Raw genomic sequence first — 24070 nt, forward strand, 5'->3', positions numbered from 1 at the left:
ACCTTGGCTTTTTCAAGTGATAGGGGGTACCTTTATTTGTTCTCCCAGCAAGATATCCCCTATTTGATATTGAATTATCATGAGCTAGCTTATTTCTATAAGCCGAAATCTTCTCTATTGCTGTTCTATCAAACGTTATTTCAATATCATGAGACTTTTAACTGTTTGTTAGAGTGCAAGTCTTTCGAAATAGATTTGATTTCGGCATTTATTATAGTATCGATTATATAGTTAGGTGAATAAATAATATTAAAATATCTGAATTTTAAGTCAAATTTGTTTGCACCTGATAACTTTCAGTAAAGGTAGTTAATATGTGCGTAAATCCTCACAAATACTACTTAGCACGGTCAATTTCCACTACTTTGTTGGCTTTCTTCGGCGTGTTCACTTTGCAGACTATACCCAATATTTTTTTATCCTTTTAATCACTTTTCAAACATTTTTTCTGCAGAGTTCAAATTGGTTTCCTTATTCTCTAAATAATCACATTTTTATACCTAATTCTATTTTACCATGTTTTGGTTCCTGCCACGCCTCTAAATATGTCGAAAAAGCACCCTCAAAGTGAAGATGCTTTTCGTTGTTCATGATTTTAGTGGTTATAAACAGTCGATGAATTCTAACGATTTTTCGGATAGCACTAGGTTCTATTTTTTAGTGCTATTAATCTTAATTAGCCATAAGTTTAACCGATTGGCTCTGCTAGACTATTTATAGCAACTACGTAAGCTGGTGGACGATTCGCACTCGAGGGTGGAAGAAGTGCGAGACCCAATGCTTCTTAAACACAGTCTTAAAAAATACTAAAAGCCTTCACTAAAATTAAAGAAGGCTTTTGCATTTATTGATTATTAGGTATTTCATTAATCCATTTTTTAAGCTTACTTGTGGGGAAGTATACTTGACCGTTTACGATAATATGAGGAACTGAAGGGTAGTCTTTTACAAGTGATTTTTCATCTTCTTTTGAAATGCCTATGTAATTCTGGATTTTACTCTCTTTTATCAGCTCAGGTGCCCCCAAAAAATTAATATCATCTGTGCCAAACTTGTTATTAGAATCAGCATTACTATTTGAAGACGCCGAGCCTGTACTCTTAAAATTTTTCAACCCATCTCCGATTAAGTAAGCAGCCCCGATTATTGCGATTGCAAACCAAAAACTATCCACCCTAGTCCCCTCCTAAATTGTTGTTATTTTCTCAATTATAACACAGTTAACTTTTGATAAGTTTGGAAAATTGTGGGTTTTCAGCACCTTTAATAACATCATCACCTATAGAAGAGGAAACCACTGTTTTGGTTACTAAAAAATTTAAGGGCTGCACAACTTTATTAAATCCTTCTACAAACGAAATTTTAAAATCTCACTCGGCAGCCAATTCAATCTAATTAAACTATGAATAGGTTCTCTTCTTTATTAAAAAACCTCATTTACTTATGATACGGTTCAACCATAACGAACTCAAAAGTAAAATGAGCGAATTTCAAAACTTCTCTCCAAGCAAAAAAGGATCTGAAAACTTAGTTTCAGATCCTTTTTGAGGCTTTGAATTCCTTTAATTTCACATCAAACCATTATAAATTTTTCAGTAGTAACTAATTATTAATTCGTTTGTTAACTTCAATTGTAATGAACTCTGGCAAATAATTAGGAGTACATCCTTTTGATACCATTTCATCTTTGTAAAGACCCGTTTTCTCACCAAGTTTAATACAACGTGCTCGATACTTTTCATCATAAACGCCGATCCAGCCTGCGGTGAAATTCATAGCCCATTGCACTTCCGGTTCTTCCTGCGTAATATTGGCTTCAATTGCAGATAGTAAGTCTGCGGTGTTATCAGGCGGTGTCTGTCCAGTCCATCTCAATCGCCCTTGAAAATACCAGAAAGCTCGCCTTTGAAGAGCAGAAGGACTATTTTCCCATAACTCCATCAATGCAATGTTCTTCTTGTCTTTGGTGAGCTGATTAGCCATTAGCCAATCCATTAAGTTATTTCGCTCATCAAATGAGTGAGTCTGCATATCCTTATCAAGCCTATTTAGTACATCTTGTGAAAGAAGTTTTTTGTCCATAATTAAGATGGCCAATAGTCTGGGCAAAAACTCTCCTGTTGACCAAAGTTCCATAGCTAGTTCGTGATCTTTTTTTATGTCCTTCGCGATTTTTCGTAAGTCGCCTAGCTTAGTTTTACTATTGATCTGAAGTAGAATGTTTTCTACTTTTGATGAGCGTTTTATATCGGTGCTTTTATTATTATTCATTTGACACAACTCCTTATTAAAACACTGTTTCATAATATGTCATGGGCGGGATATATCTATAACTAAATTTCGTTATACGTCTTATTGCATACAATTGTATCATAACAAGGTAAAAGGAGTGATTCATTTCGCCGTTACTTATGTTACGGTTTACCGTGAGTAAACGCTTCTAATTAAGTAGCACAGAAGGCTAAAGAATTATCCTACGGCATTTCATCCTGATTTATAAATTCATATTCTTTTGAGTGCGTCCCTTTCGCGAAAACTCTTATGAATGTACCTGGATCGAGCCTCGTGCTGGAACTAAATACGACTCGTTTTGTTTCATTGTTTTCATTAACACCTTTTAGGTCATACTTAAACCTTCCGTTATCATCTTTAGGTTCATCTTGAACCTCTACATAAACATATTCTTCGGCAATCAAAGGATTAAAACGGTCGAATGTTTCGCGAAAGAGAAGGTATAGGCTTGTAAAAGTAACGACTACAACGAGACAAAAGATAAGGATTTTTTTCATAAACACATTTCCTTTCTATAATGCACCTTTCACGATGCCTTTGTAGTATTGAATCGTGAACGCCGCAAAGATTAAGTAGATGACAATATATGCTGCCATACTAATGATGATTGGGGTGAGCATGCTTGCGGCGATAAGAACAGAACCTACGTTAAGAGCAAAAGCAGCGTGAATTAACCCTATTCCAAGAGGGATTAAATAAACAAAGAGCTGTTTACGGATGATGCCTTTCATAATATCGTTCACTTGAAATCCGAGTTGTCGCAGTGTCCGATAATGTTTTTTCTCTTGTTCAGCCTCTGTCATTTGTTTAAAGTACAAAATACTTCCCGTTGAAAGGATAAACACAAAGCCTAATAAGCCGGCGATGAAAATGAGCAGTCCGAAGGTTTGACGAGATTCCTCGTATGCGGAATAAAAGTCAGTGATATACTCGTCACTGTCCACATTCGTTAGAAAGATGTTAGAGGCGGTATCTGATTTTTCAGTATCCAATAAGTGAAACACCTCAAAGGTCAAAGATTCTTTGTACTCATCATCCTGAATGGTGTCTCTCATTCTCTCAAAGGTTTCTTCAGAAACAAGTAATTGTTCGCCATAGAACCTATAATTCATCACGTTTTCAAGCATAAAATGGGAAACTGTTAGTCGATTTTCTTCATCGTTTGACGCGTACTGCACATCTTTTGGAAATGCAATCTCCATTCCTTCTATAATGGCTCGCGTATTATAATAGATGGCTTCACCAGCTGGGGGACTTTCAACATCTATTCCCGCCTGTTCCATCTGCTCTGCTGAGAAAAGCATAAACGTTCTGTGACGATTGTTTCCATTTCGATCCTCTTCCACCCATGCACCATCAAATCGTATGGCATCTAGTTGATAGTAATCGAATTCAATCTGCTCTTCTTCTAAACTACTTGAGATAATAGCGGCTTCTTCTTGCATATTTTCCACTGCAAAATCAAAAGGCATCGCCAATCTCACATCGTTTTCGGTTGAATAATATAAGGAATAGGAAAGAGAAATCATTGTAATGGTCATGGCAGACAATACAGTGATTAAAGTTAACGAATTGGCGTGACCTTTCATTCTTTGCATTAAGGGTGCTACCGACAGGCTATTATATAAGCCGAGATTTCCATTTTGCTTTTTTCGAAAAACATACAATATCCAGCTTATGGTCGTATGGAAGACTAAATAAGTTCCGAATATGGTACTGGCGAGAACTAATAACATAAGAAACATCAGCAAATCTGCATGCTCTACAATCAAGGTAGACACATAATAGCCAAACCCTATCAGACTTAATCCTGCTAACCCCAAAATGCCTGAAACGAAGCTTGGCCGTTTGGAAAAGTAATCATTTTTATGATTTGCTTGAAACAATTGTATGAGTGTACGGCGATAAACGGTCACGATAATCTGTACGGATGTGACAGCAATTAGGCAAGTAAAAACAGCAATTGTTTGGATGACTGCTTGGCTGGAGAAGGTTAAGCCAACCATAGCTTCAAGGCCTATCAGGTTCAAAAACACTAAAAGAAAGAGTCGCGAGAGCAAAGCTCCAACTAATATTCCGATAAGTAAAGCTCCTAGACCAAGAATCGTGTGTTCTAAAATTAATACTCGAGCGACCCAAGCCTTAGACAAGCCAATTAACTGATACAATCCGATTTCTTGACTACGTCTTCTAATGAAGATGTTCGTAGCATACACCGTAAACAAAATGGTAATGAGAATGAGTAATATTCCAGCGACTTGAAAACTCGTTGAGAAGTTCATGCTAGTCTTAGCCATATGAACAATGGTTGGATCATTTTGTAGGGTTGAAAAGATAAAATACAAACTTATACTGAAAATCATTGCGAAAAAATAGAGGTAATACATTTTGATGTTCTTTCGCATACTGCGGATTACTAATTTCTGTATGGTCACTTCTGGTGGCCTCCTCCAAGAACGGCTTGCATATCAAGAATGTCCTTAAAGAAGGATTCTCTCGTTTTCTCTCCCCGGTACAATTCAGAAAAAACTCTTCCATCCTTTAGAAAGACCACACGGTTACAATAGCTAGATGCTAATGGATCATGAGTGACCATCACAATGGTGACCTGTCGCGCTTGGTTAATATTGTGCATATTTTCTAATAAATCGGAGGCTGCTTTTGAATCAAGGGCTCCGGTAGGCTCATCAGCAAATACAATTGAAGGCGAATGAATTAATGCTCGTGCTGCAGAGGTTCGTTGCTTTTGACCACCCGAAATTTCAAAAGGGTACTTATTTGCTAACTCCTTAATACCTAACATCTCTGCTATGGCATTAAACTTTGTTTCAGCCTGCTCTTTGCTTATATTGGTTAGCGAAACAGGTAACAAAATGTTTTCTTTCACTGTTAATGTATCAAGTAGATTATAGTCCTGAAAAATAAAGCCTAAATGCCGGCGACGCACGCTTGAAAGTTGGTTATCTTTCATGTTTGAAATTTCATGCTCATTTATAAAGATTTGGCCGTCTGTGGCACGATCAATCGTGGCCAACGTATTAAGAAGAGTCGTCTTACCTGAACCTGAAGGCCCCATGATGCCAACAAATTCCCCTTCCAACACACGAAGGTTAATTCCATTTAACACTTGTTGAACATTCCCTTTAGAACCATAGGATTTACGTACGCCTTCAGCGTTTAACATGGTTTTAGGTGTCTTTTGAATTCTCATTTTCTACACTCCTCCAATCAAGTTGTTATACACATAGTATAGTTCTGTTTTGATTCTAGGTCGTACGCTTTAGGTGATAAAACAGGATTGAATGTGATATTTTTGTCACCTAGACAAATAAAAAGTAGGCAGAAAACGAATAAATTCTGACTACTTTTTATGGTTAAATTTATATTAATTCACGTCTAATTTGTTCAAATGAATTGTTGCTAGTAAAGAACATTGAAACCGAGGTGCCTTCTCCAACAACAGAAGAAACCTCAAGATGGATATGTAATTTCTTGCTTATTTCTTTTGCAAGGTAAAGCCCCATACCAGTAGCATTGTGTTGTACACGTCCATTTTCCCCCGTGAAGCCTCGATCGAATATGCGAGGGAGATCATGTGGTTGAATGCCTGGTCCTTTATCTTTAATATTTACGAAAACGGAATGATTATCATCTAAATCGACGTTAATGACAATTGTTCCATTTGTGGGGCTATATTTAATCGCATTTGTTAAAAGCTGGCGCATGACAAACCCGCACCACTTTTTATCCGTATAAACGGTAGATTTCGTTTTTCCTGCTATATCGATGGCTAAATTCTTTTCCATACACCAGGTCGATAGTTCACGAATCTCTTCTTTTAGCAAATCCATCACTTCTAGTTTTTTAGGCAACAAATCTGAGTCTAAGGTGGTTAATCGAGACATGTATAGTTGCTGGTCCAGTAATAAGTGGACCTTTAGCCAATTTTTATGAAGCTTTTGAGCTAACTCATTCGACTGATAAGAATCAATCGTTATCTTCATCGCAGTAAGAGGCGTTTTCATTTCATGAACCCAAGAGGCAAGATCATTATGGTCCATTTGTTGAGAAAAGAAATCCTCACGACGTTTGTTTTGACTTTGCTCATCAATGGTCTGGAAAATCGTGTACAAGATTTGGTCTGGAAAATACTGCTTAGGAGACGGAATGCTTTGAAACCAATCATCGTCTAAATCGTTAAAAAGCGTAAGTAAAGATTTATAATAAGAAGTTTCTTTTTTGTACCTCCAAACCAAAAAAACAGCACAGATCGTGAGAAACAGCCCATTTAAATAAATAAGTGAGTAGGGCTCCAACCCAATGCCCTCATCAAACAGGATTAAAGTGTTTGTAAGTAGTAGGAGTGTAGCAATGAGGATGATCCAACTCTTTTTATAAACGAGATAACGGATAAACAATTTGGACCCTCCTATAGTGTAATGGCCATATATCCGAGCCCTTTTTTTGTTACAATTCCATCGGCTAAATGAAGAGATGAAAGCTTTTGTCGTAGTCTTGTGATGTTAGCTGTAAGCGTATTGTCATTAATAAATTGATCATCATCCCAAAGTATTTTCATCAGTTCGTGACGCGAGATGATTTTGTTATTTGATTTTACTAAAACGGAAAGAATAAAAAATTCATTTTTAGTAAGCTCAATAGCTTTCCCACCCTTATAAATCTCTCCACTTTTTAAGTCAATAATGGCTTGATTCCATTCAATGACATCAGCAGAAGCTTCTTCATATGTATACGTCCTGCGAAGGATCGCCCGAATTTTGGCGAGAAGAACATCCATATGAAAAGGTTTTTGTACGTAATCATCTGCCCCTAAGTTCATGGCCATCACCATATCAATTGGATGATCCCTTGATGAGAGAAAAATAATAGGCACTTGTGAGATGGCACGGATTTCTCTACACCAATGGAAGCCATCAAATTTAGGAAGCTGTATATCAATCAAAACTAAGTGAGGTCCATGTGCAACAAAGTCTTCCATTACAAGAGAGAAGTCTTTTGGACTACTTACATTATAAGACCACTGGCTTAACCCCTCTTTTAATGCCTCTAAGAGAAGGGAGTCATCTTCAATAATAAAGATATTCATATTCATTTTAAGCCCTCCTTCTTTTATACGTATTATTCTAAATTAGTTACGATTAGAAAGCTATTGTTTGTTAGATTTACGGAGCTATGTTAAATCAGTAAAAACAGCCGTATTATAAGGATGGATTATCCCGTAGTAATGCACCCAACCTGCTGTGATTTCATTCACTTCTTTGATAATGGCTCGATTGTCCCCGCTATGGTTCCTCCCATAGTAATAGTGCCTGCCACTACTCGATTTTTGTCGATTAAATTTCGACACCTTTCGAGCTGCGACAGTGAACCAATATAATATAAAAAAGACCGCCTTTCTCCTGATCGAGATAGGTGGTCAACGCATATTAGTTATTTGAATCTTGCTTTTTTAAAACAGCAATATCATTTCTTACTAATACTAGATTATCATGAATACCTTTCTGAATTAAAACTTGATTCTCATTAACATCTTTCCTTAAATTACCTTATATTAGAAATTCACGTTTACAATATTTATATGATTCTCCCAATACTCTATTTTCATTAGAATGTTTCCGTACTCTAAATGTGTACCATTTGAAAACATTTAATACTTATCCTTACATGGCTCACTCCATCTCTAATACACCCTAATCAAAACAAATAATCCCTTGCTGTTCAATCTCTACTACCCTCTTATCACCTATACCGCTTATTCGAGTAAGGCTATTGTAGCTGGTAAAAGGATTACTTCTCATATCAATAATTTGTTGAGCACGATCTGGTCCAATTTGATGGATTCCTTGTAGTTCATGAAAAGAAGCAGTGTTAATGCTGATAGTCCCAGGTGAGCAACTATTTTCAATTTCCGATTCACTGGATGATTCCGTAACTTTAGCTGTACTTTCTGCTTCAGACAATACTTTTACTTCTTTTTCTAAAGAAGAGATCGTTAAATTTTTATTTTTTATATCTGTTTCACTAGTTTCGATATCTTTTTTTAATTGTGCTATTTCCTTATCTTTTTCTTCTAACTCTTCTATACTAATTTCATTTGATAATGATTCAAGCTCTTTTTCTTGTGCTGCGATTACTTCTGTTTGTTCGTCTAAAAGTTCTTCGTATTCTTCTATTTTTGAAAGAAGTTCTTCAACTTCCTCTTCCATCTCAGCTACTGATAGTTGAAGAGTTTCATTTTCTGCATGCATCTCTTCAATAGCAGCAGCTGACTCATCTCCACTCCCACACCCAGCAATAAAACCTATACTTAAAATTAAAGGAAGGAATAATACTCGTTTACTGAATAATCCTTTATATTGATTTGTTAAATACCAACAACCTATCATACCTAATAGTGTAAAAACTACTAATAAAAATAAGACTGTTTTCATAGATGTCTTCTCCTGTTTAATAAAATTCAAGTAATATATATAGGATAATTTAAGGTCTTTACCTCCTAAAAATTATCCTATATACTCTTTACCAAATGCTCTAGAAATCTATTTTTTCTCGTTTAATTGTTTAACAATCATCCAAAATCCTATCCCAGACAATATAGCTACTGTAGAGGCAAACGCTGCTAATAAACCGATATCTCCAAACATTAAAGTTGAGAGGAGCAGGCCAATGACTCCAATAACGATTAATATAATGGAAATAGCTTTCATTTTTAAAACTCCACTTTAATATCGATTTCTTCACCAACTGTTTCATAAGAATCATCAGAAGGTGCACTGATGAGAATACGTACCCATTCAATTTCATCAGCAGTTGAATTTTCTAATATATAAAAGATGCTACCTGATTTATTAACGGCTCCTATAAATTCACCGCCAATATGATCACTTAAGAAAAAGTCAGGCATATCAAGCTGTTCTCCCGTATTTGTTGTGATAGTCGCTTGATCGGCATAAAAGTTAATAGTCTCCTCTGATGAATTTGAAATCTCCACATCTATTTGAATATAATGAAGCTCTGTTTCATCATCAAAAAATAAAGCGAACTCATCACTTAGCTCTCCTGAAACTGCATTAACTTGCACTAGATTTAACGTCATGCTTCCTGTTTCAATTGACTCGGTTGAATCATTGCGAGCATGGAGAGTAAATTTCCCGCCTTCGTTTTCGACTGTATCTCCGACTTGTTGCTCCCAACCACTATCGCTAGTTTCTTCGCTTACTTCAGGCTCTTCCTCTTCAACCTCTGTTATCAAATCCTCATTATCATCAACATTGTCTGCCGAAACCTCATCAGTATTTTCTTCTTGTGGTTCTACATCTGTATTCTCTTCAGAACCACATGCAGTTGTAATAGACATCATAATTGCTAAAGATAAGACAAAAAGTGTTTTTTTCATAGAAAATTCCCCCATTTTTATATTAACAATGGCAATTGTAACATCAACCCAAGAAATTTGTACTATTTCGACAAAACTAGTCAAAGAAATCTTTAATAAATACGAGCATAAAGACTCATTATGCATAGTGCCTACAATATGACCTTTTAATATAACAGAGCCATTTTAATGTTCCAAAATGAATATATTATTCAGCATCTACATTTTTCGATTCATTAAATCCACAACAAAAAGCCCAAGAAGACACCCCTCCTCCTTGAACCTTCTATTCCTTTACTTCTTTGTTCCTTTAATACCCTTTACTCCGTCGCTAATTCCTCCTGTAAGGAAGCTTCTAAACCTTCCGTATAACCACCTAAAGTAGATAACTTATCTGATTGCTCCTTCAAACAGTAATGCGACTTCGTATTCTTTGCTGATGGGGCTTTGTTCGTTTTATTTTAATTGTAGGCTGCCTCTTGAGAAGCCTAGTTCATCGGTTTGTTGTATCGATCCTTCGCCGATTAAGCTGTCCCCTTGAAAGAGCTTGATGGTGCCTTCGTTATTTTTTAATAAATTTAAGAAAAATAAACCATGATCAAAATGCGACCACGGTTTATCTATTAACAATAAAGTTGCAAACTGTATCTATATCTTACCCCTATCATTTAGTTAAACCTAGATAATCCCCTGAAACCTCAACACAAGCTCCGCAATAATCGCAGAACCAACTAACGTACCAAGTAATACACATAAAGATACTACCATTGCTCTCCAGCCCATCGATACAAAATCGGTCCAGGAACGTCCGATTGCAATCCCTGCATAGGCCAAGATTGGTGTAGCAATTGCTAGTAGATTAATATCACTTGTGAATGCAATGACACTCCCTCCCCATGGAGTTTGTGGAAGAGAAGCAATAATTCCAATGGCAATCACATAGACTACACTCGGAATGTTAAGTGGGATCAGTTTATTGAATAGCTGACCTAACCCAGCAATGACAATCAGAATTAACATTCCAGCCATCGACTCCAATGAGAAAACTCCGTAACCTACCCAATTTCCAACATAGGCTACAACCCCAACAACTAACATTAGCAAAAAGTACTCATGCAGATTTTTCATCTTTCTTCTCCTCCTCTCCCTTCCACTTTCTGAATAGATTGTACAGTTTTTCTGTCATCGGCAAGGCAATGAACATACTAATAAACATTCCCGTTGAATACGTTAATAAGTTACTCGCTCCTGCAAAGGCCACGATTTGGGTTTCTAGTTCTGGATAAAGTGCGACGAGTGAGCCAACAGCTGCGGCCATCATACTCCCACTCCCTACACCAGCTGCCATCGCTAGACTTAACGGGTGCAGAGGCGTAAAGGTTGCCAAAAAGCCCGCTATAAGTCCATAGAACATCGCTCCAAATACCGTCCCGAAAATATAGACTGTTGTAACCCCTTTTCCTTCTGGTGATTCAAAACCATACTTATCATAAATTAATCCTAAGTTTGGCTCACGTCCGACAGAATGTGCCATTCCAATCGATTCACGTTTCATATTAAAAAGTAAAACCGCAATTGGTAAGGCTAAAAAGATCGTTCCGAAATTTCCAATCTCTTGCAACAATAAAGCAGGTCCCGCCGCAATAACATCGGCTAATCCAGGTCCAATTGTGACACCAATTTTGGCAATGAGTAATGTTACGCTCAGAGTAATAATCGGCTCTGCATGCTTTGACTGCTTGTCTTTGACTAGCGGGGTAAAATATAAAATTAATCCAATAACTATTGCAAATAACATTGGCAATAGCATGATAACTCCTGGCCCAATCTGAATACGGATCGTACCGATCGCCTCGGTCAAAATGACGACAGCTAATACCAATACATGCAGTCGCCAATCTTTAATTAAATGTAACACGAATACAAGCACCTGCCTCTCTTAATCATTCGCAATCATTGAATAAATGGCTGTTGAATCTAGTGATGCTTTGTTATGTTGTAAAGCTAACCGATAGAGCTGATTAACGATTGCTGATACAGGTTGAGGACTAGCTGATTGATTCGCTATCTTCATATAAAGCTCTAAATCCTTTGCCATATGACTTAAGGAAAAAAGCACCTGTTCAAACGACTTATCTTTAAGATTATCTCCAAACACTTCTATAACTCGGTTATTCCCTGAGCTTTCTCGCAAAATTGAAAACAATGTCTCCACGTCAACACCTTGAGATTCAGCCGCAATCATTGTTTCACTTAGAAGCGCTGTAATCCCTGCAACTATCATATTGTTACAGAGTTTTACTGTTTGCCCTGCTCCAGATGTACCAATGTATCGAATCGTCTGTCCGATGACTTCTAAATAAGGAAGGGATGAAAGATAAGCTGCCTTATCCCCACCAACCATCACCGTTAATGTTCCCGCATTCGCCCCAGCTGGCCCACCACTTACAGGACAGTCTAAAAAATGAATCCCATATGAGTTTGCTTCCCCATGTAAGAGCTTCGTTGTCTCCGTATCAGTTGTTCCAACGTCAAAAACATAACTTCCCTTTTGAAGCCCCGCAAATAAACCATTTTCCCCTTGCAAAATATTTGTCAAAATTTGCGGAGAGGGCAAAGAAAGAAACACAGCCTTTACTTCTTTTACAAATTCCATAGGACTTGAAACAAATCTGGCTCCAAGCCCCTCTAATTCTTTTTGCCGAACGCAATAAGGATCACTCACATAAACGGTATAGTCTGCCGCTAACAAATTGCGAACCATGCCCGCTCCCATCGCCCCACATCCAATGACTCCAATAGCTTCCATGATGACACCCTCCTACGGTTTTATATAAACTGATTTTGTGTCCAACCAAAAGTCTAATGCAGATGATCCTTGCTCTCGTAAACCGATGCTTGAATTTTTCATCCCACCGAATGGAAGCTGGTTCTCAAAATAATTTGACGGAATATTCACATGGACGACCCCAACCTGAATCCGCTTAATAAAATCATGAGCTTTTGATAAATCATTTGTATAAACCGAGGACGATAAGCCAAAGGTCGTATCATTTGCGAGGGCAATGGCTTCCTCATATGAATCTACTACCATAACAGCTACTACTGGACCAAATATTTCTTCTTGAGCAATTGCCATCTCAGAAGTAACGCCACTTACAATCGTTGGTGCGACAAAGTACCCTTGCTCTAAACCATTATCAGTTAATCGTTTTCCACCACATTCAATTTTTGCACCGGCTTCTTTAGCACTATCGATATAGTGTAAATACGTTTTTAATTGTTTCTCATTTGCAATGGCTCCGTTATCGTTCTCACCATCTTGTCCGTAGCCAATCTTTAATGATTTGGCTGCTTTAACAAGCTTATCAATCACGACATCAGCCATTTCCTTTAAAACAATGACTCGACTTGTTCCCGTACAACTTTGCCCATTATTGTACATCCCACTAATCATCACACCGGATATAGCGGCTTCTAAATCGGCATCTTCTAAAATAATCGTCGCATTTTTCCCGCCTAATTCTGCTTGCATTTTACCACCACGCGCCGTGACAGCTTGCCCTAGTTTTAATCCAACTGCTGTGGAGCCGGTAAAGGAGATCGCTTTTAAATGAGGGTTCTCTCCCATTTCTTTTCCCACCACTTCACCCTCACCAAAGATTAAATTAAGAACACCACTAGGCATGCCAGCACGTTCAAAAAGGCTAACAAGCTCAACCGCAATACGAGCCGTATCATTTGGTGGCTTATAAACCACTGTATTTCCTGCGAGCATCGCCGGAGCAATCTTATACACCCCTATGCCTAGGGGAAAATTAAATGGGGTGATGACCCCAACCGCCCCTAGCGGTTCTTTAATCGTATACGTAAAATACGCTGGGTCGTTAGAAGGTAACGTCTCCCCGGCTAAACGATTCGCAGCACCACTAAAATGCTTTAACGCTTGGATTGTCGCATCTACCTCTTTTTCGCCTGCTGTTAACGTTTTTCCAACTTCCTTTGATATTAAGAGGGCTAATGTCTCTTTATCGTCTTCCATCAGACGAATTAACCGATATAAAATGTCTGCTCTTTTAATTGGTGATACTTGACTCCACTCACGAAAGGTATGCCTCGCAACGTCAATGGCTTGCCTTGTATCATTTACCGTTGATTCTGGAAAATACCCGAGAATCTCTTCCGTTCGACCTGGATTTACACTTTTAAACGTTTTCCCACTTTCTGATTGAACCCAGCTTCCACCTATATAATTTCCATACGTGTTGGCCAATTGGCTTCACACCTTTCTATCTTCAAGTTACTTTTATCTTAATATTCTAAAAAATGAAGATAAATAGATGTGTGCACACTTTATTCATGTCAATAGTGTGGGAACGTACATTGCAAGAACTGTACTCTGCGTTTAGACTTACGAATATGTAAATTCAAGGGGCACAACCAGAAGCCCCTACTTTATGTACAATCGTTAAAAGGAACGTAGCTTCATAGCAATCATCACACTCAACCAGTCCTCTTCATTGTCCAATGACTTTCCTATAGCACTTTCTATCTTCTTTAACCGCTGATATAAGGTGTTAGGATGTATAAAGAGTTTCTCAGCAGCTTCTTTTCGATTACGATTTGTGCTCATTAACATTTGTAATGTTTCAAGATAATGGGAATCTAGCTGAATCACCGGTCCTAGATGATCGTTGATAAAGGACGTTCTTTGCCCTTCATCAAGGTGCATCAATAAGCGTTCGTATCCGAGTGAATCATAATGAATGACGTTCTTATCAGTCTTAGAAACAAAAGCATCCATCGCTTCTTGAAAAAGTTGTCTATACTCACTAAGTGGTGCGAAGCGGCTAACCCCAACCTGCATTCCTTGTAAAGTAGTCAATTTATTCAATAATCGACTTAACCTTTCTTTATTCACACCAATATAAAGTACCCATACCTCTTTATATTTGCAAAGCTTCCAATGCGATTCAAAGGACTGTATGTACGATTGCAGTGTACGATATTGCTTCACTTCGTACTTACTATTTTTCGAGAAAACAAGTGCGTATACATATTTACTTGCCGTCATCCCCCAAAAATTCTCGTCAAACTGATGAGCTGTCTGCAGCATTTGAATAAAGTACTCTGCCTCTTTTTTTAATGTTGCATCAATCTTTTTTGAATCAAACGTTAATAAGATCGCAATCGTCTTCGCTGCTTCTTCGATGTAATGTTGCTCCCTCATATTCGGTTGCCGTTGCAGTAGCAGCCAGCCGTGGTGGATCTCTTGATTCACAATTGAATAATAGTAGGAATGCTCTCCCAAAGATTCACTGAACTTAACATTCATTCCATTCAGTAATCGACTAAGAACATCTAGCACTCGATTCATATCACCCCCTTCAAGGAGAACTTGTTTAAAGTAATTCTCTGTACGCTCTCTCCATTGTCGTTCTTTTAATTCAAGTTGATAGTTTCTAAACTCATATTCTTTTTCTAATGCCAAGACACCATACTGGACTAACTCTAAAGCGACTCTCATATCTTGAGAAGTAAATGGATAGTTCGCTCGACACCGATTCACCGTCAATGTCCCGATACACTTATGTTGAAACATAACGGGAATACTCAAAGAACTATACACCTTTTTATTGGCAACACCTTCAAGATAATAGTGCCTATTTCTATCAGATATATTAGCCATAGCTTCCTCAACTTCTTTATCTTCAAGAAATAAAAGTGGCTCTTTCCGTATATAAACGGAACCAGTAATAGACTCACCAGGAGAGAATGCGACATGGCGTAATTGGGAAGAAACAATGCCAACTCCATTACCCAACCGCAGAACTTGTTGCTTATCATCATATATGTATAATAAAACCATATCCGTATCCTTAATTAGTTTTGATACAGATTGGGTCACTAGCTCTAAAATCCCTCCAACACCCCGAGTGTTCATAAACTCATGATCGCCCTTCCAAAGTTGTTCCCCATCTCGTTCAACCACCGCCTATTCCCCCCTTATTGTTAACTTCATCTAATCTAACAAAAAGTTACTAACTTTAGCTTATGGTATATTTACATCGTCAATCTACCGTCTCGTTAGATATCTATCAAATGTTCATATAAGAATCCGCAAACAAATGGCAAAAAATAAGGTGATATGTTTAATGGTATGTATCTAATTTAAATCTCATTGAAGAATAATTCAATCTTTAATTTTCTGTGTATTATAGCAAATCAAAAAATAACAAGTAAATATTTCCGGATTTCCACTTGGATTTAAGCATAACAAACCATAGTACATCCACTTTCTTATCCAGTTTCAAACCGCAACTCTGATACCTACAATGAGAATGCATGCCTGCCACCAGCCGAAAATGGTTAGAATATGACGAAAAAGCACCCTCGCTAGAAGGATGCTTTTTCGTCATATTTTTGGGAGTGACAGGTCCGACATATTTTCCCGTTGCAATTAATAGCCTCTCCTCACTATCAGGTATCTTCATTAACTTTTCGAGTGCTTGTTGACGTTCCTTCTTCTTCATAGCTCCTGATAAGATAATAATGTTTTTAGCAAATCCTTGAATAGCTTATAAATTAACCCTCAACTTATTTGTGCTCTAACAGGAAAAAAGAACGAAGAGGTGCCCGATTTACCAACGCTTTCTGCTCTACCTAGCAAATATGTTCAGTTAGTTTCAAAAAATATCAAAAAAATTGTTCCACCTTTTGAGAGCAACCTTCAGTTTTTAATTTGCAAAAATTGTGGAATGAAAGCTCAATATAATTTGGAACATCTAACAATCAATCTTCGGAACTATAATAAAAATAAACAAGCAGATATCGATGAGTATGTCCAATCTACGGGTTATTTTCGCTGCAAGCACTGCAATTCACCTGGAAAATGGGAGATTACAAATGAATATAGGATCATGCTCATTTCCGCTTTAATGATAATTAATTCAAATAGTGAAGTATAGTAGATTCTCTTTAGGGGAGAATAGACTCTTTGACGGAAGCTCACATAAATATGCAACAAATGCAGAAGAACACTTGCTGAATACGCTAATGGAATCTAAAGAGGACTCATTCGTATGGAATCGATTAGGAAATCTATATTACAAAGGTGGAAGAGCGGACCTAGCCGCTTGTGCCTATGAACATTCCCTTGCATTAAACCCGAAACAAACGGAATCACACTTTTCACTAGGAATGATTTTATCAGCTATTGGTGAAGTACAGGAAGCGGCCAATTATCTTCATAAAATGCTCATCAGTGCTTCAAGTTATCGCCAAATGAATGCTTCAGATTTAAGAAATTTACTATCGAATGGCTTGAGGGAATTGTTTCATTTAAACACAATCTCAAACGGAGCGATTTCTGTTCCTCCTCCAATAGAATTGTATAGCGAGTTTCAAATTAATATACCTAATTCAGAAGAGGGCTCTACAGGAGTATTAGAAGGAGAAATAGTTACTGATGATCTTACATCCTTTTTTCCAAGCGCGGAATTATTTATGGGAGAAAGAAGCAAAGAATTACCAGGTAATAAAAAATACTTTAAGAAAAAGAAGAAGAAGAAACGAAAAAAAAAAAGAACATCACAATATCTGGAAGTGGAAACGTGTTTTTCACAAAAAAGAGGATTCATTATGCCGAAACCTCTTCTTTCTTATTGATCGGTATAATTTTAACTAAAAACATAAATGGGGACTAATTGAATTTAGGACGAGTATGCGGCAATTACTGTGGAATACTTTTTACGCTCATCAATCATGTAAACGATGAAAAAGATTGCTTGCCGTTCTAGTCTGAGGATGATCATTCTTGAAGTTTAACTATTACTCTGGAGATTTCTAGGACTCGCTCACTACTAGTAAACCCTTCCCTAGTTTTGCGGCTTTACATACCTTGCAATATCACGTTCATTCTTTACAGCTTTTTTCCATATGAAATCCTGGTCGCTCTCTAAAGACTTTAGAGTTTCTGCCATTTCCTTATGCGCATGCTCATTATCACGTTTCAAAATATTTACGGTATCTTTTAGCTCTCCCTGTTCTCTTTTCACTGTGCCTAAGTCTGCTTTTATTCCTGTTATTTCGCTTTTCATTTCTTCTTGTTCAGCCTTCATCGTACCTACCATGTGAATTAATTGTGATAACATGTCCTCAATCTTATTAAAACGTTCTTCCATTACCCTTTCACCTCCTTCACTAATAGTATCAAATGCTTAAGTGCCTGTCATCACCCGAAACTTGTTAGAATATGACAAAAAGTATCCTCCTAACGAGAATGCTTTCTCATCATATTTCAGGGGACAAGCATCTATATCACATCATCATATTCATTACGACACTTTTTACATCTTTTCGGATAGGAAAAGCCTTTTCTCTTAAAAAACTGCTGCTCTCCTGCTGTAAAAATAAATCGATTTCCACATTCCCAACATTTTAAAAGTAGGTCATGTGGTGCTAAACCCGCTAAGTATGCCCTCCTCATCTAAATCATGTCCCCATACTTTTACAGGTATTTTTTACCATTCTATTATTTCTGGGTATTCTGTTGCTGCCCTTATGTCTGTCATGTGGCAATTATATTCTCTTGCCGCCTCTAACACAGCTGATTTTACTGCTTGATACTCTCGACCTTTCTCTGCTAGTCTCTTTGCCATAAGAGTAATGTTTTTTTGTCGCTTCTCCACATCCATGTCAATGAATTTACAATTTAATTCATCAAGGTATTGTGTTGCATAATGATCAGACCAAGAATAGTCATGATTCATTAGTTTGAACACTCGACTAATTGATGTTTTTGGGATTGTTTCTTTAATACAGTTTGCAATAGCCGCCTGAAAGTTTCGAACTGTTATAATAGAAAACTCCCAAATATTTCGGTAATCATTAAAGACATTATAATTGCCTTTAGCTTGTTTTTTTGCATTAACTCTTATAAAATCATTTAAAGCCATTAAAACAAACAAGACTTCTGGCCATAAAACATTAAATGTTAAATAGATATTCTTGTCGTTTGCAACTATTGACAAATTTTTCTTTTTATCCTGATCAAGTCCATTTTCAACAAACATAACTTCACGATGCCCCAATAACGCATGACGAATATCATAACAAACACCAAGTACCCTTAATCTTGCTCCCTCATAATTTTCCCACTCCCAATCATCACCTACAATTTCATGAAGTGAATCATAAAGGGCCTCCAAATCGTAAAAATCCCCACTTATCGTAACTCCTGTATAATTGGGTGTACTTTTCACTTGAATCATTTTACATCCCTCTTTTATTTTAGAATGCATGCCTGTCATTACCCGAATGTTGTTAGAATATGAAGAAAAGGACCCTCTCTAGTAGGATGCATTTTCGTTATATTCCAGGAGTAACAGACACTTATAACAATCTAGAGTTCCTTTTTTAGTCGTTTTAATCTATTTTACACTTGATTGACTTCTTATATAATCCCAATTTTTCATACTCATCACTTGAATCGACAAATATTTCAACACCCGTACATATTTCATTTAATTAACACCTTTATTGTAATCTCTTTTATTGTAAAGGGTATTGATGCACTAAACAACGGATATTAAGTTAAGTTAATGATACGAATAATCGTAATATTTTCTGCCACATTCGCTAGAGCTGATAGCGATTAAAAAAATCAACCCTTCTCCGCCACATTGGCTAGAGTTGAGGTGTTTTTTTATCCACTTCTCGTTCTGGAATTTCACCAATCATTTCAAGGAAACGGACTCCAAAGAGGATTCATTCATTTGGAACCGTTTAGGAAATCTCTATTACATAGGTGAAAGAGCGGATCTAGCCACTTGTATCTTTGAACATTCCATTGCATTAAATCCAAAACAAACAGAATCACTTCTTTCTGATTGAACGGTATAATTCTAACTTGTCTATATTGAACAAAATGAGTAAAAAACAGGTGAGAAATTATTGAATAATTCGCTCATTAACCAGAAACGATGGAAAATGGCTTGTCCCTCTTGGCTAGAGCGTCTTAAGAGTCCACATGAATGATTAACAGCACGTATCAAAAAGCTTCATTGAACCACCTAAAAATCTGAATAATATAAATAAATGCAATTGACAAAATATTACTCGAGAAATATAATGAAAACGCTTAACAAAATGGAAAATGATAAAAAGGAGGACTTTCTATGAGAAAGAAAAGGTTTATGTTACCTATTATTGGTCTACTAGTTCTCATTCTTGCGGCTTGTGGCGGTGATTCTGGATCAAATGATGACGCAAGCGGAGATGTAGATGGGTTAGAGGCAAATATTGTGACCATTGCGACAGGTGGGGCTTCGGGTCCATATAACATTATTGGTACAACGCTTGCGGACAAATATTCCTCCACATTTAATGTCAATTCACGCACACAAACAACAGGAGCTTCTGCTGAGAATTTAAACTTAATGGCCGATGATAAAGTAGAAATGGCTTTTGTTATGAGTGACGCATTAAGTCAAGCTTTAAACGGGGAAGCAAGTTTCTCAGAGCCAATTGAAGGGATTTCACAGATTGCGAACCTTTACCCAAATGTAGTTCAAATTGTAGCACGAACCGATGCTGGAATTGAAACTCTTGAAGATTTAAAAGGAAAACGAATTGCTGTTGGTGATCAAGGATCTGGAGTAGAACTAAATGCCCGAGCCTTATTAAATGGAAATGGGATTACGTATGATGATTTACAAGTCGATTATCTTGGTTATGCTGAGGCATCTGATGGATTGAATGCAGGGCGAATCGACGCAGCTTTCTTAACTAGTGGTCTACCAAATGCTTCTGTCTTGGAATTATCTGAGACGTTAGATATTAATATTGTAAAAGTGCTTCCAGAACATGTTGACGCTATTGTAGACGAGCATCCATACTTCATGCCACTCGAAATTCCGGCTGGAACATATGCTAACGCTGAAGCGATTCCAACTGCTGCCGTTCCAAATGCACTTGTCGTACGTAGCGACTTAAGTGAAGATGATGTTTATAAGCTCACAAAGGAATTCTTTGAAAGCCTGGATACATTAGTGAACTCTCACCAAGCCGCTTCTGAAATTTCGATCGAACACGCTCAAGAGGGTCTTATTGCACCATTACACCCTGGTGCTGAAAAATACTTTAATGAACAGTAAAAAAACGATCATTTGGATTGGGAGTGCCTTCCTCTTTGCGCTCCCTCTTCTTCTTTTTTATCGCCTCCCTATTATAGAAATAGTAGGTGAAGACTCTTCTTATTTTATTAAAGAGGAGCAGTTTGTACTTGGATGGATCCATTCCATTGAAAAAGAGGAGTGGTTTGAACATTACCAGAGGGATCATAAAAAAATCACCCTAACAGAGACTCGATTTAAAACATTTGGGGCCGGAACTCCGTATCAGGGGCTCGAAACAACAACCAAAGATGGCTTCATTACCATTGAGCTGCAAATTGATTATGAAGAATTAAATCTAACCATCTCTAAACATGTACAAACCACCCTGTTTTTCGGTGACCGCCAACTACCTTTATATGAATATTTCGATCAATACGAATCGGTCATCATTAAAACAAGCGATATACCAATTTGGAAATTTATAAGGGGGGATTTTCTTTGAAAAATGAAAAGCTAGAGCCGACAGCCATTACCGATGCTGAAATTCCAGATGAACAGGTTCAAAAGGTACTGGAAAAATATGATACCGAATCAAATACACGGAAATGGAGCAACAAAGGGCTTGTATGGTTTTTCGGGTTACTAACAATTGGTTATGCACTATTTCACTTTTATATTACATTTAATCCACTTCCAACTCTCTTACAACGTAGTTTTCATTTAACATTTGCGATGGCATTGGTGTTCTTACTCTATCCGACTTTTAAAAAGCAGGACCGTACAAAAGTGCCCTTCTATGACTGGATTTTATTTACGCTAAGCATTGGCTCTTTTGTCTACTTATATTATGTGTATCAAGATATTGTGACAACGCGTGGTGGAATTGCTAGTACAACTGATGTACTGGTAGCCATTTTAACGGTGATTTTAGTCTTTGAAGCAGCACGCCGAGTAACCGGATGGATTTTGCCAATTCTAGCCTTTTTATTCCTAATGTACCCATTCTTTAGTCATCAAGAATGGCTGCCAAGAATGTTTCTAACTAGACCCTTTGATTTAGCTGATATTTTCGGTCAACTTTTTACAAAAACGGAAGGGTTATTTTCAACAGCGATTGGTGCCTCCGTACAATTTATTTTCCTCTTCATTTTGTTTGGTGCATTCCTCGCAAAGTCAGGAATGGGGAAATTCTTTAATGATTTAGCACTTGCTTTAGCGGGTCATAAGCAAGGTGGGCCGGCAAAGGTAGCTGTTCTTTCAAGTGCCTTTATGGGTTCTGTTAACGGTACAGCTGTTGGAAATGTTGTAAGTACAGGTGCTTTTACGATCCCACTCATGAAAAAAATAGGGTACGATAAAAACTTCTCAGGAGCGGTTGAAGCCAGTTCCTCCATTGGTGGACAGATACTACCACCGATTATGGGAGCCAGTGCCTTCATTATGGCGGAAACAACGGGGATTTCCTATGGAACGATCGCACTTTCTGCCATTATTCCAGCCTTTCTCTTCTTTATAACGAGTATTATGCAAGTGCATTACCGGGCAGGTCGTTCTAATTTAAGAGGATTACCTAAAGCGGATCTTCCAGAAGTGAAAAAAGTAATGAAGCAAGGCTGGCATTTAATGATTCCACTTATTAGTTTAATCGTGATGCTTTTTGCTGGCGTACCTGTTTCATATGCTGCTTTCTATACCATTTTAATCTCGATTGTTGTATCTTGGATGAGAAAACATACAAGAATGTATCCAAAAGATATCATTAAAGCATTAGAGACTGGAACAAGACAATCTCTCTCAACCATTATTGCTTGTGGAATTGTTGGGGTTGTCATTGGTGTCGTCAACTTAACAGGTTTCGGTGCTACCTTAACTTCAGCCATTACAAGTCTTGGTCAAGGTTCATTAATTTTAACGTTAATCTTAACGATGTTTGCTTCGATAGTATTAGGAATGGGCTTGCCTTCAATCCCTGCTTACATTATTACAGCGACAATGGCAGCTCCAGCTCTAGCGATGTTTGACGTACCGATTCTCGTAGCACATTTATTTGTATTCTACTTTGGGATCTTTGCCAATATTACGCCACCTGTAGCCCTAGCTTCCTTTGCCGCATCTGGACTGGCGGGAGGAGACCCAATGCGAACAAGTATAATCTCACTTAGATTGTCTATAGCAGGGTTCCTTGTTCCATTCATATTTGTCTATGATCACGCTATGCTGTTAATTGATACGACTGGACTTCCGGCTAACGCTACAGAGTTCGCCTTTGCATCTGTTTCAGATATTGGGCTCGTTTTAGTAACTTCGACAATTGCCGTTATCGCCATTAGTGCAGCAGTAGAAGGGTATATTAAGGCTAACTTAAGTGTCATCAATCGAATCATACTTGGAGCCGCTTCCATCCTAGCCATTATTCCCGAAATGATGACGAACTTTATTGGGATAGGGATTATCATCGTCATTTATGCATTCAACTACATGAAAGCTAAAAAAGAGAATGATCCACCAGTAAAAGTTGAGAGCTCTATTTAAATAGTAGAAAGCTGTTAAATATGTTAAGGCTAGAAACGAAGATCATAAACCATCCTCGTTTCTAGCCTTTTTTCTTCTGACGCTTTTTAAGGAAGCGCGAGAACCGTCCCCGCACTTACATATTGTTTATTATTTCTTTTGTAGTCATTTTTGTGGCTATATTGTTCATTGCATAGTTTAATGCTGCTTCTTGCCACTCTTCATTTATGGTTGAAGTTCCATCCGTTGCAATTACAACATTATACCCATAATCAGCACCATCTCTACAAGTATGCTCTACAGCCATGTTCGTCCAAACACCTGTAACGATAATTGTTTCAATTCCTAGCCCTCTTAATAATGTATCCAATGGTGTACCATTAAACGAACTCATACGGGACTTTTCTATTACAAAATCGCCTTCTTTTACCTCTACTCCATCAACTGGTGCAGCTCCCCAAGTTCCCCTAACTATACTTCCTGTTTCGGCTATAGCTCTAAATATAGGAGCTCTATTTCCAATGCCTTTTGCACCCTTTTCAACTACAAAATGATTATGGAAAACAGGGATCCCTAGTCCTCTTGCTTTTTCAACAATAGATCTTATATTTTCAACTACATTTTGTTTTTCGGCGTGCTCTACAGCTCCTGAATTTTCAAACTTGCCTCCTTTTGAAAGGTTATCATTTTGAAGGTCAACAATTAGTAAAGCTGTTTTATTAACATCAAATTTCATTCGTCTAGTCTTCCTTTC

Annotated in this window: 23 protein-coding genes; 4 read left to right on the forward strand and 19 right to left on the reverse strand. The window is 37.5% G+C overall.

The features are described from left to right. Positions 1-844 precede the first annotated feature (844 nt). From AA0017_RS15155 to AA0017_RS15225, 15 genes are all read right to left on the reverse strand, one after another. Positions 845-1174 carry a DNA-binding protein gene (locus tag AA0017_RS15155; protein ID WP_413375738.1) on the reverse strand — a complete coding sequence of 110 codons (330 nt, stop codon included), beginning with the start codon at positions 1172-1174 and terminating at the stop codon, positions 845-847. Between the two features lie 428 nt (positions 1175-1602). After that, entirely contained in the window at positions 1603-2271 is a 669-nt protein-coding gene (locus AA0017_RS15160) for a DNA alkylation repair protein (RefSeq protein WP_413375740.1), read from the reverse strand. Positions 2272-2474: 203 nt separating this feature from the next. Further along, complete coding sequence (locus AA0017_RS15165) at positions 2475-2789, reverse strand: YxeA family protein (RefSeq protein ID WP_413375742.1); 315 nt, start codon at positions 2787-2789, stop codon at positions 2475-2477. A 15-nt stretch (positions 2790-2804) separates the two neighbouring features. Beyond that, positions 2805-4727: an FtsX-like permease family protein gene (locus AA0017_RS15170; RefSeq protein ID WP_413375744.1), complete on the reverse strand. Its 1923-nt coding sequence runs from the start codon at positions 4725-4727 to the stop codon at positions 2805-2807. Beyond that, positions 4724-5503, reverse strand: a complete 780-nt coding sequence (locus AA0017_RS15175) for an ABC transporter ATP-binding protein (protein ID WP_413375746.1) — start codon at positions 5501-5503, stop codon at positions 4724-4726. The genes AA0017_RS15170 and AA0017_RS15175 overlap by 4 nt, the downstream gene beginning before the upstream one ends. 169 nt (positions 5504-5672) lie before the next feature. Then, on the reverse strand, positions 5673-6710 hold the full coding sequence (locus AA0017_RS15180) for a sensor histidine kinase (protein ID WP_413375748.1): 1038 nt from the start codon (positions 6708-6710) through the stop codon (positions 5673-5675). Positions 6711-6721: 11 nt separating this feature from the next. Next, a complete protein-coding gene (locus AA0017_RS15185; RefSeq protein WP_413375750.1) occupies positions 6722-7405 on the reverse strand; it encodes a response regulator transcription factor in 684 nt (227 codons plus the stop codon). A 598-nt stretch (positions 7406-8003) separates the two neighbouring features. After that, positions 8004-8744, reverse strand: coding sequence for a helix-hairpin-helix domain-containing protein (locus tag AA0017_RS15190; protein ID WP_413375752.1), 741 nt, complete (start codon positions 8742-8744; stop codon positions 8004-8006). A gap of 108 nt (positions 8745-8852) precedes the next feature. Then, entirely contained in the window at positions 8853-9020 is a 168-nt protein-coding gene (locus AA0017_RS15195; RefSeq protein WP_413375754.1) for a hypothetical protein, read from the reverse strand. 2 nt (positions 9021-9022) lie between these two features. After that, positions 9023-9709, reverse strand: a complete 687-nt coding sequence (locus AA0017_RS15200) for a hypothetical protein (RefSeq protein WP_413375756.1) — start codon at positions 9707-9709, stop codon at positions 9023-9025. A gap of 657 nt (positions 9710-10366) precedes the next feature. Beyond that, positions 10367-10816: a hypothetical protein gene (locus AA0017_RS15205; protein ID WP_413375758.1), complete on the reverse strand. Its 450-nt coding sequence runs from the start codon at positions 10814-10816 to the stop codon at positions 10367-10369. Further along, positions 10800-11606 carry a DUF3100 domain-containing protein gene (locus AA0017_RS15210; protein WP_413375760.1) on the reverse strand — a complete coding sequence of 269 codons (807 nt, stop codon included), beginning with the start codon at positions 11604-11606 and terminating at the stop codon, positions 10800-10802. Before AA0017_RS15210 ends, AA0017_RS15205 begins: the two co-directional genes overlap by 17 nt. A 21-nt stretch (positions 11607-11627) precedes the next feature. Further along, a complete protein-coding gene (locus AA0017_RS15215) occupies positions 11628-12497 on the reverse strand; it encodes an NAD(P)-dependent oxidoreductase (protein ID WP_413375762.1) in 870 nt (289 codons plus the stop codon). 12 nt (positions 12498-12509) lie between these two features. Next, the gene (locus AA0017_RS15220; RefSeq protein ID WP_413375764.1) at positions 12510-13961 is read right to left on the reverse strand and encodes an aldehyde dehydrogenase family protein; all 1452 of its coding nucleotides are present in this window, start codon (positions 13959-13961) and stop codon (positions 12510-12512) included. A gap of 195 nt (positions 13962-14156) precedes the next feature. Then, positions 14157-15680, reverse strand: coding sequence for a helix-turn-helix domain-containing protein (locus tag AA0017_RS15225; RefSeq protein ID WP_413375766.1), 1524 nt, complete (start codon positions 15678-15680; stop codon positions 14157-14159). Between the two features lie 1064 nt (positions 15681-16744). On the opposite strand from AA0017_RS15225, the gene AA0017_RS15230 reads away from it, so the two are divergent. Continuing rightward, entirely contained in the window at positions 16745-17356 is a 612-nt protein-coding gene (locus AA0017_RS15230; protein ID WP_413375768.1) for a tetratricopeptide repeat protein, read from the forward strand. Between the two features lie 209 nt (positions 17357-17565). Here the strand turns inward: AA0017_RS15230 and AA0017_RS15235 are convergent, their stop codons facing one another. The 3 genes from AA0017_RS15235 to AA0017_RS15245 all read right to left on the reverse strand — a co-directional run bounded on the left by AA0017_RS15235 (position 17566) and on the right by AA0017_RS15245 (position 18960). Continuing rightward, positions 17566-17871 carry a hypothetical protein gene (locus tag AA0017_RS15235; protein WP_413375770.1) on the reverse strand — a complete coding sequence of 102 codons (306 nt, stop codon included), beginning with the start codon at positions 17869-17871 and terminating at the stop codon, positions 17566-17568. 131 nt (positions 17872-18002) lie between these two features. Then, on the reverse strand, positions 18003-18176 hold the full coding sequence (locus AA0017_RS15240) for a zinc-ribbon domain containing protein (RefSeq protein WP_413375772.1): 174 nt from the start codon (positions 18174-18176) through the stop codon (positions 18003-18005). Positions 18177-18210: 34 nt separating this feature from the next. Beyond that, a complete protein-coding gene (locus AA0017_RS15245) occupies positions 18211-18960 on the reverse strand; it encodes a DUF6904 family protein (RefSeq protein WP_413375774.1) in 750 nt (249 codons plus the stop codon). Positions 18961-19866: 906 nt separating this feature from the next. On the opposite strand from AA0017_RS15245, the gene AA0017_RS15250 reads away from it, so the two are divergent. The 3 genes from AA0017_RS15250 to AA0017_RS15260 are packed head-to-tail and all read left to right on the forward strand — an operon-like array spanning position 19867 to position 23337. Continuing rightward, complete coding sequence (locus AA0017_RS15250; RefSeq protein WP_413375776.1) at positions 19867-20844, forward strand: TAXI family TRAP transporter solute-binding subunit; 978 nt, start codon at positions 19867-19869, stop codon at positions 20842-20844. Beyond that, the gene (locus AA0017_RS15255) at positions 20798-21307 is read left to right on the forward strand and encodes a DUF1850 domain-containing protein (RefSeq protein ID WP_413375778.1); all 510 of its coding nucleotides are present in this window, start codon (positions 20798-20800) and stop codon (positions 21305-21307) included. Before AA0017_RS15250 ends, AA0017_RS15255 begins: the two co-directional genes overlap by 47 nt. Beyond that, a complete protein-coding gene (locus tag AA0017_RS15260; RefSeq protein ID WP_413375779.1) occupies positions 21304-23337 on the forward strand; it encodes a TRAP transporter permease in 2034 nt (677 codons plus the stop codon). Before AA0017_RS15255 ends, AA0017_RS15260 begins: the two co-directional genes overlap by 4 nt. 115 nt (positions 23338-23452) lie before the next feature. Here the strand turns inward: AA0017_RS15260 and AA0017_RS15265 are convergent, their stop codons facing one another. Beyond that, positions 23453-24052 carry a cysteine hydrolase gene (locus tag AA0017_RS15265; protein WP_413375781.1) on the reverse strand — a complete coding sequence of 200 codons (600 nt, stop codon included), beginning with the start codon at positions 24050-24052 and terminating at the stop codon, positions 23453-23455. Between the last annotated feature and the right edge of the window lie 18 nt (positions 24053-24070).

Origin of the sequence: Alkalihalobacillus phoenicis, from assembly GCF_047302405.1 — a bacterium.
Lineage (GTDB): Bacteria > Bacillota > Bacilli > Bacillales > Bacillaceae_D > Alkalihalobacillus.

Coding starts and splice junctions, on each gene's coding strand:
- AA0017_RS15265 (WP_413375781.1), bottom strand. CDS start 24,052: ATGAAATTTGATGTTAATAAAACAGCTTTACTAATTGTTGACCTTCAA.
- AA0017_RS15175 (WP_413375746.1), bottom strand. CDS start 5,503: ATGAGAATTCAAAAGACACCTAAAACCATGTTAAACGCTGAAGGCGTA.
- AA0017_RS15250 (WP_413375776.1), top strand. CDS start 19,867: ATGAGAAAGAAAAGGTTTATGTTACCTATTATTGGTCTACTAGTTCTC.
- AA0017_RS15160 (WP_413375740.1), bottom strand. CDS start 2,271: ATGAATAATAATAAAAGCACCGATATAAAACGCTCATCAAAAGTAGAA.
- AA0017_RS15185 (WP_413375750.1), bottom strand. CDS start 7,405: ATGAATATGAATATCTTTATTATTGAAGATGACTCCCTTCTCTTAGAG.
- AA0017_RS15165 (WP_413375742.1), bottom strand. CDS start 2,789: ATGAAAAAAATCCTTATCTTTTGTCTCGTTGTAGTCGTTACTTTTACA.
- AA0017_RS15205 (WP_413375758.1), bottom strand. CDS start 10,816: ATGAAAAATCTGCATGAGTACTTTTTGCTAATGTTAGTTGTTGGGGTT.
- AA0017_RS15235 (WP_413375770.1), bottom strand. CDS start 17,871: ATGGAAGAACGTTTTAATAAGATTGAGGACATGTTATCACAATTAATT.
- AA0017_RS15245 (WP_413375774.1), bottom strand. CDS start 18,960: ATGATTCAAGTGAAAAGTACACCCAATTATACAGGAGTTACGATAAGT.
- AA0017_RS15240 (WP_413375772.1), bottom strand. CDS start 18,176: ATGAGGAGGGCATACTTAGCGGGTTTAGCACCACATGACCTACTTTTA.
- AA0017_RS15230 (WP_413375768.1), top strand. CDS start 16,745: ATGGAATCTAAAGAGGACTCATTCGTATGGAATCGATTAGGAAATCTA.
- AA0017_RS15200 (WP_413375756.1), bottom strand. CDS start 9,709: ATGAAAAAAACACTTTTTGTCTTATCTTTAGCAATTATGATGTCTATT.
- AA0017_RS15195 (WP_413375754.1), bottom strand. CDS start 9,020: ATGAAAGCTATTTCCATTATATTAATCGTTATTGGAGTCATTGGCCTG.
- AA0017_RS15190 (WP_413375752.1), bottom strand. CDS start 8,744: ATGAAAACAGTCTTATTTTTATTAGTAGTTTTTACACTATTAGGTATG.
- AA0017_RS15215 (WP_413375762.1), bottom strand. CDS start 12,497: ATGGAAGCTATTGGAGTCATTGGATGTGGGGCGATGGGAGCGGGCATG.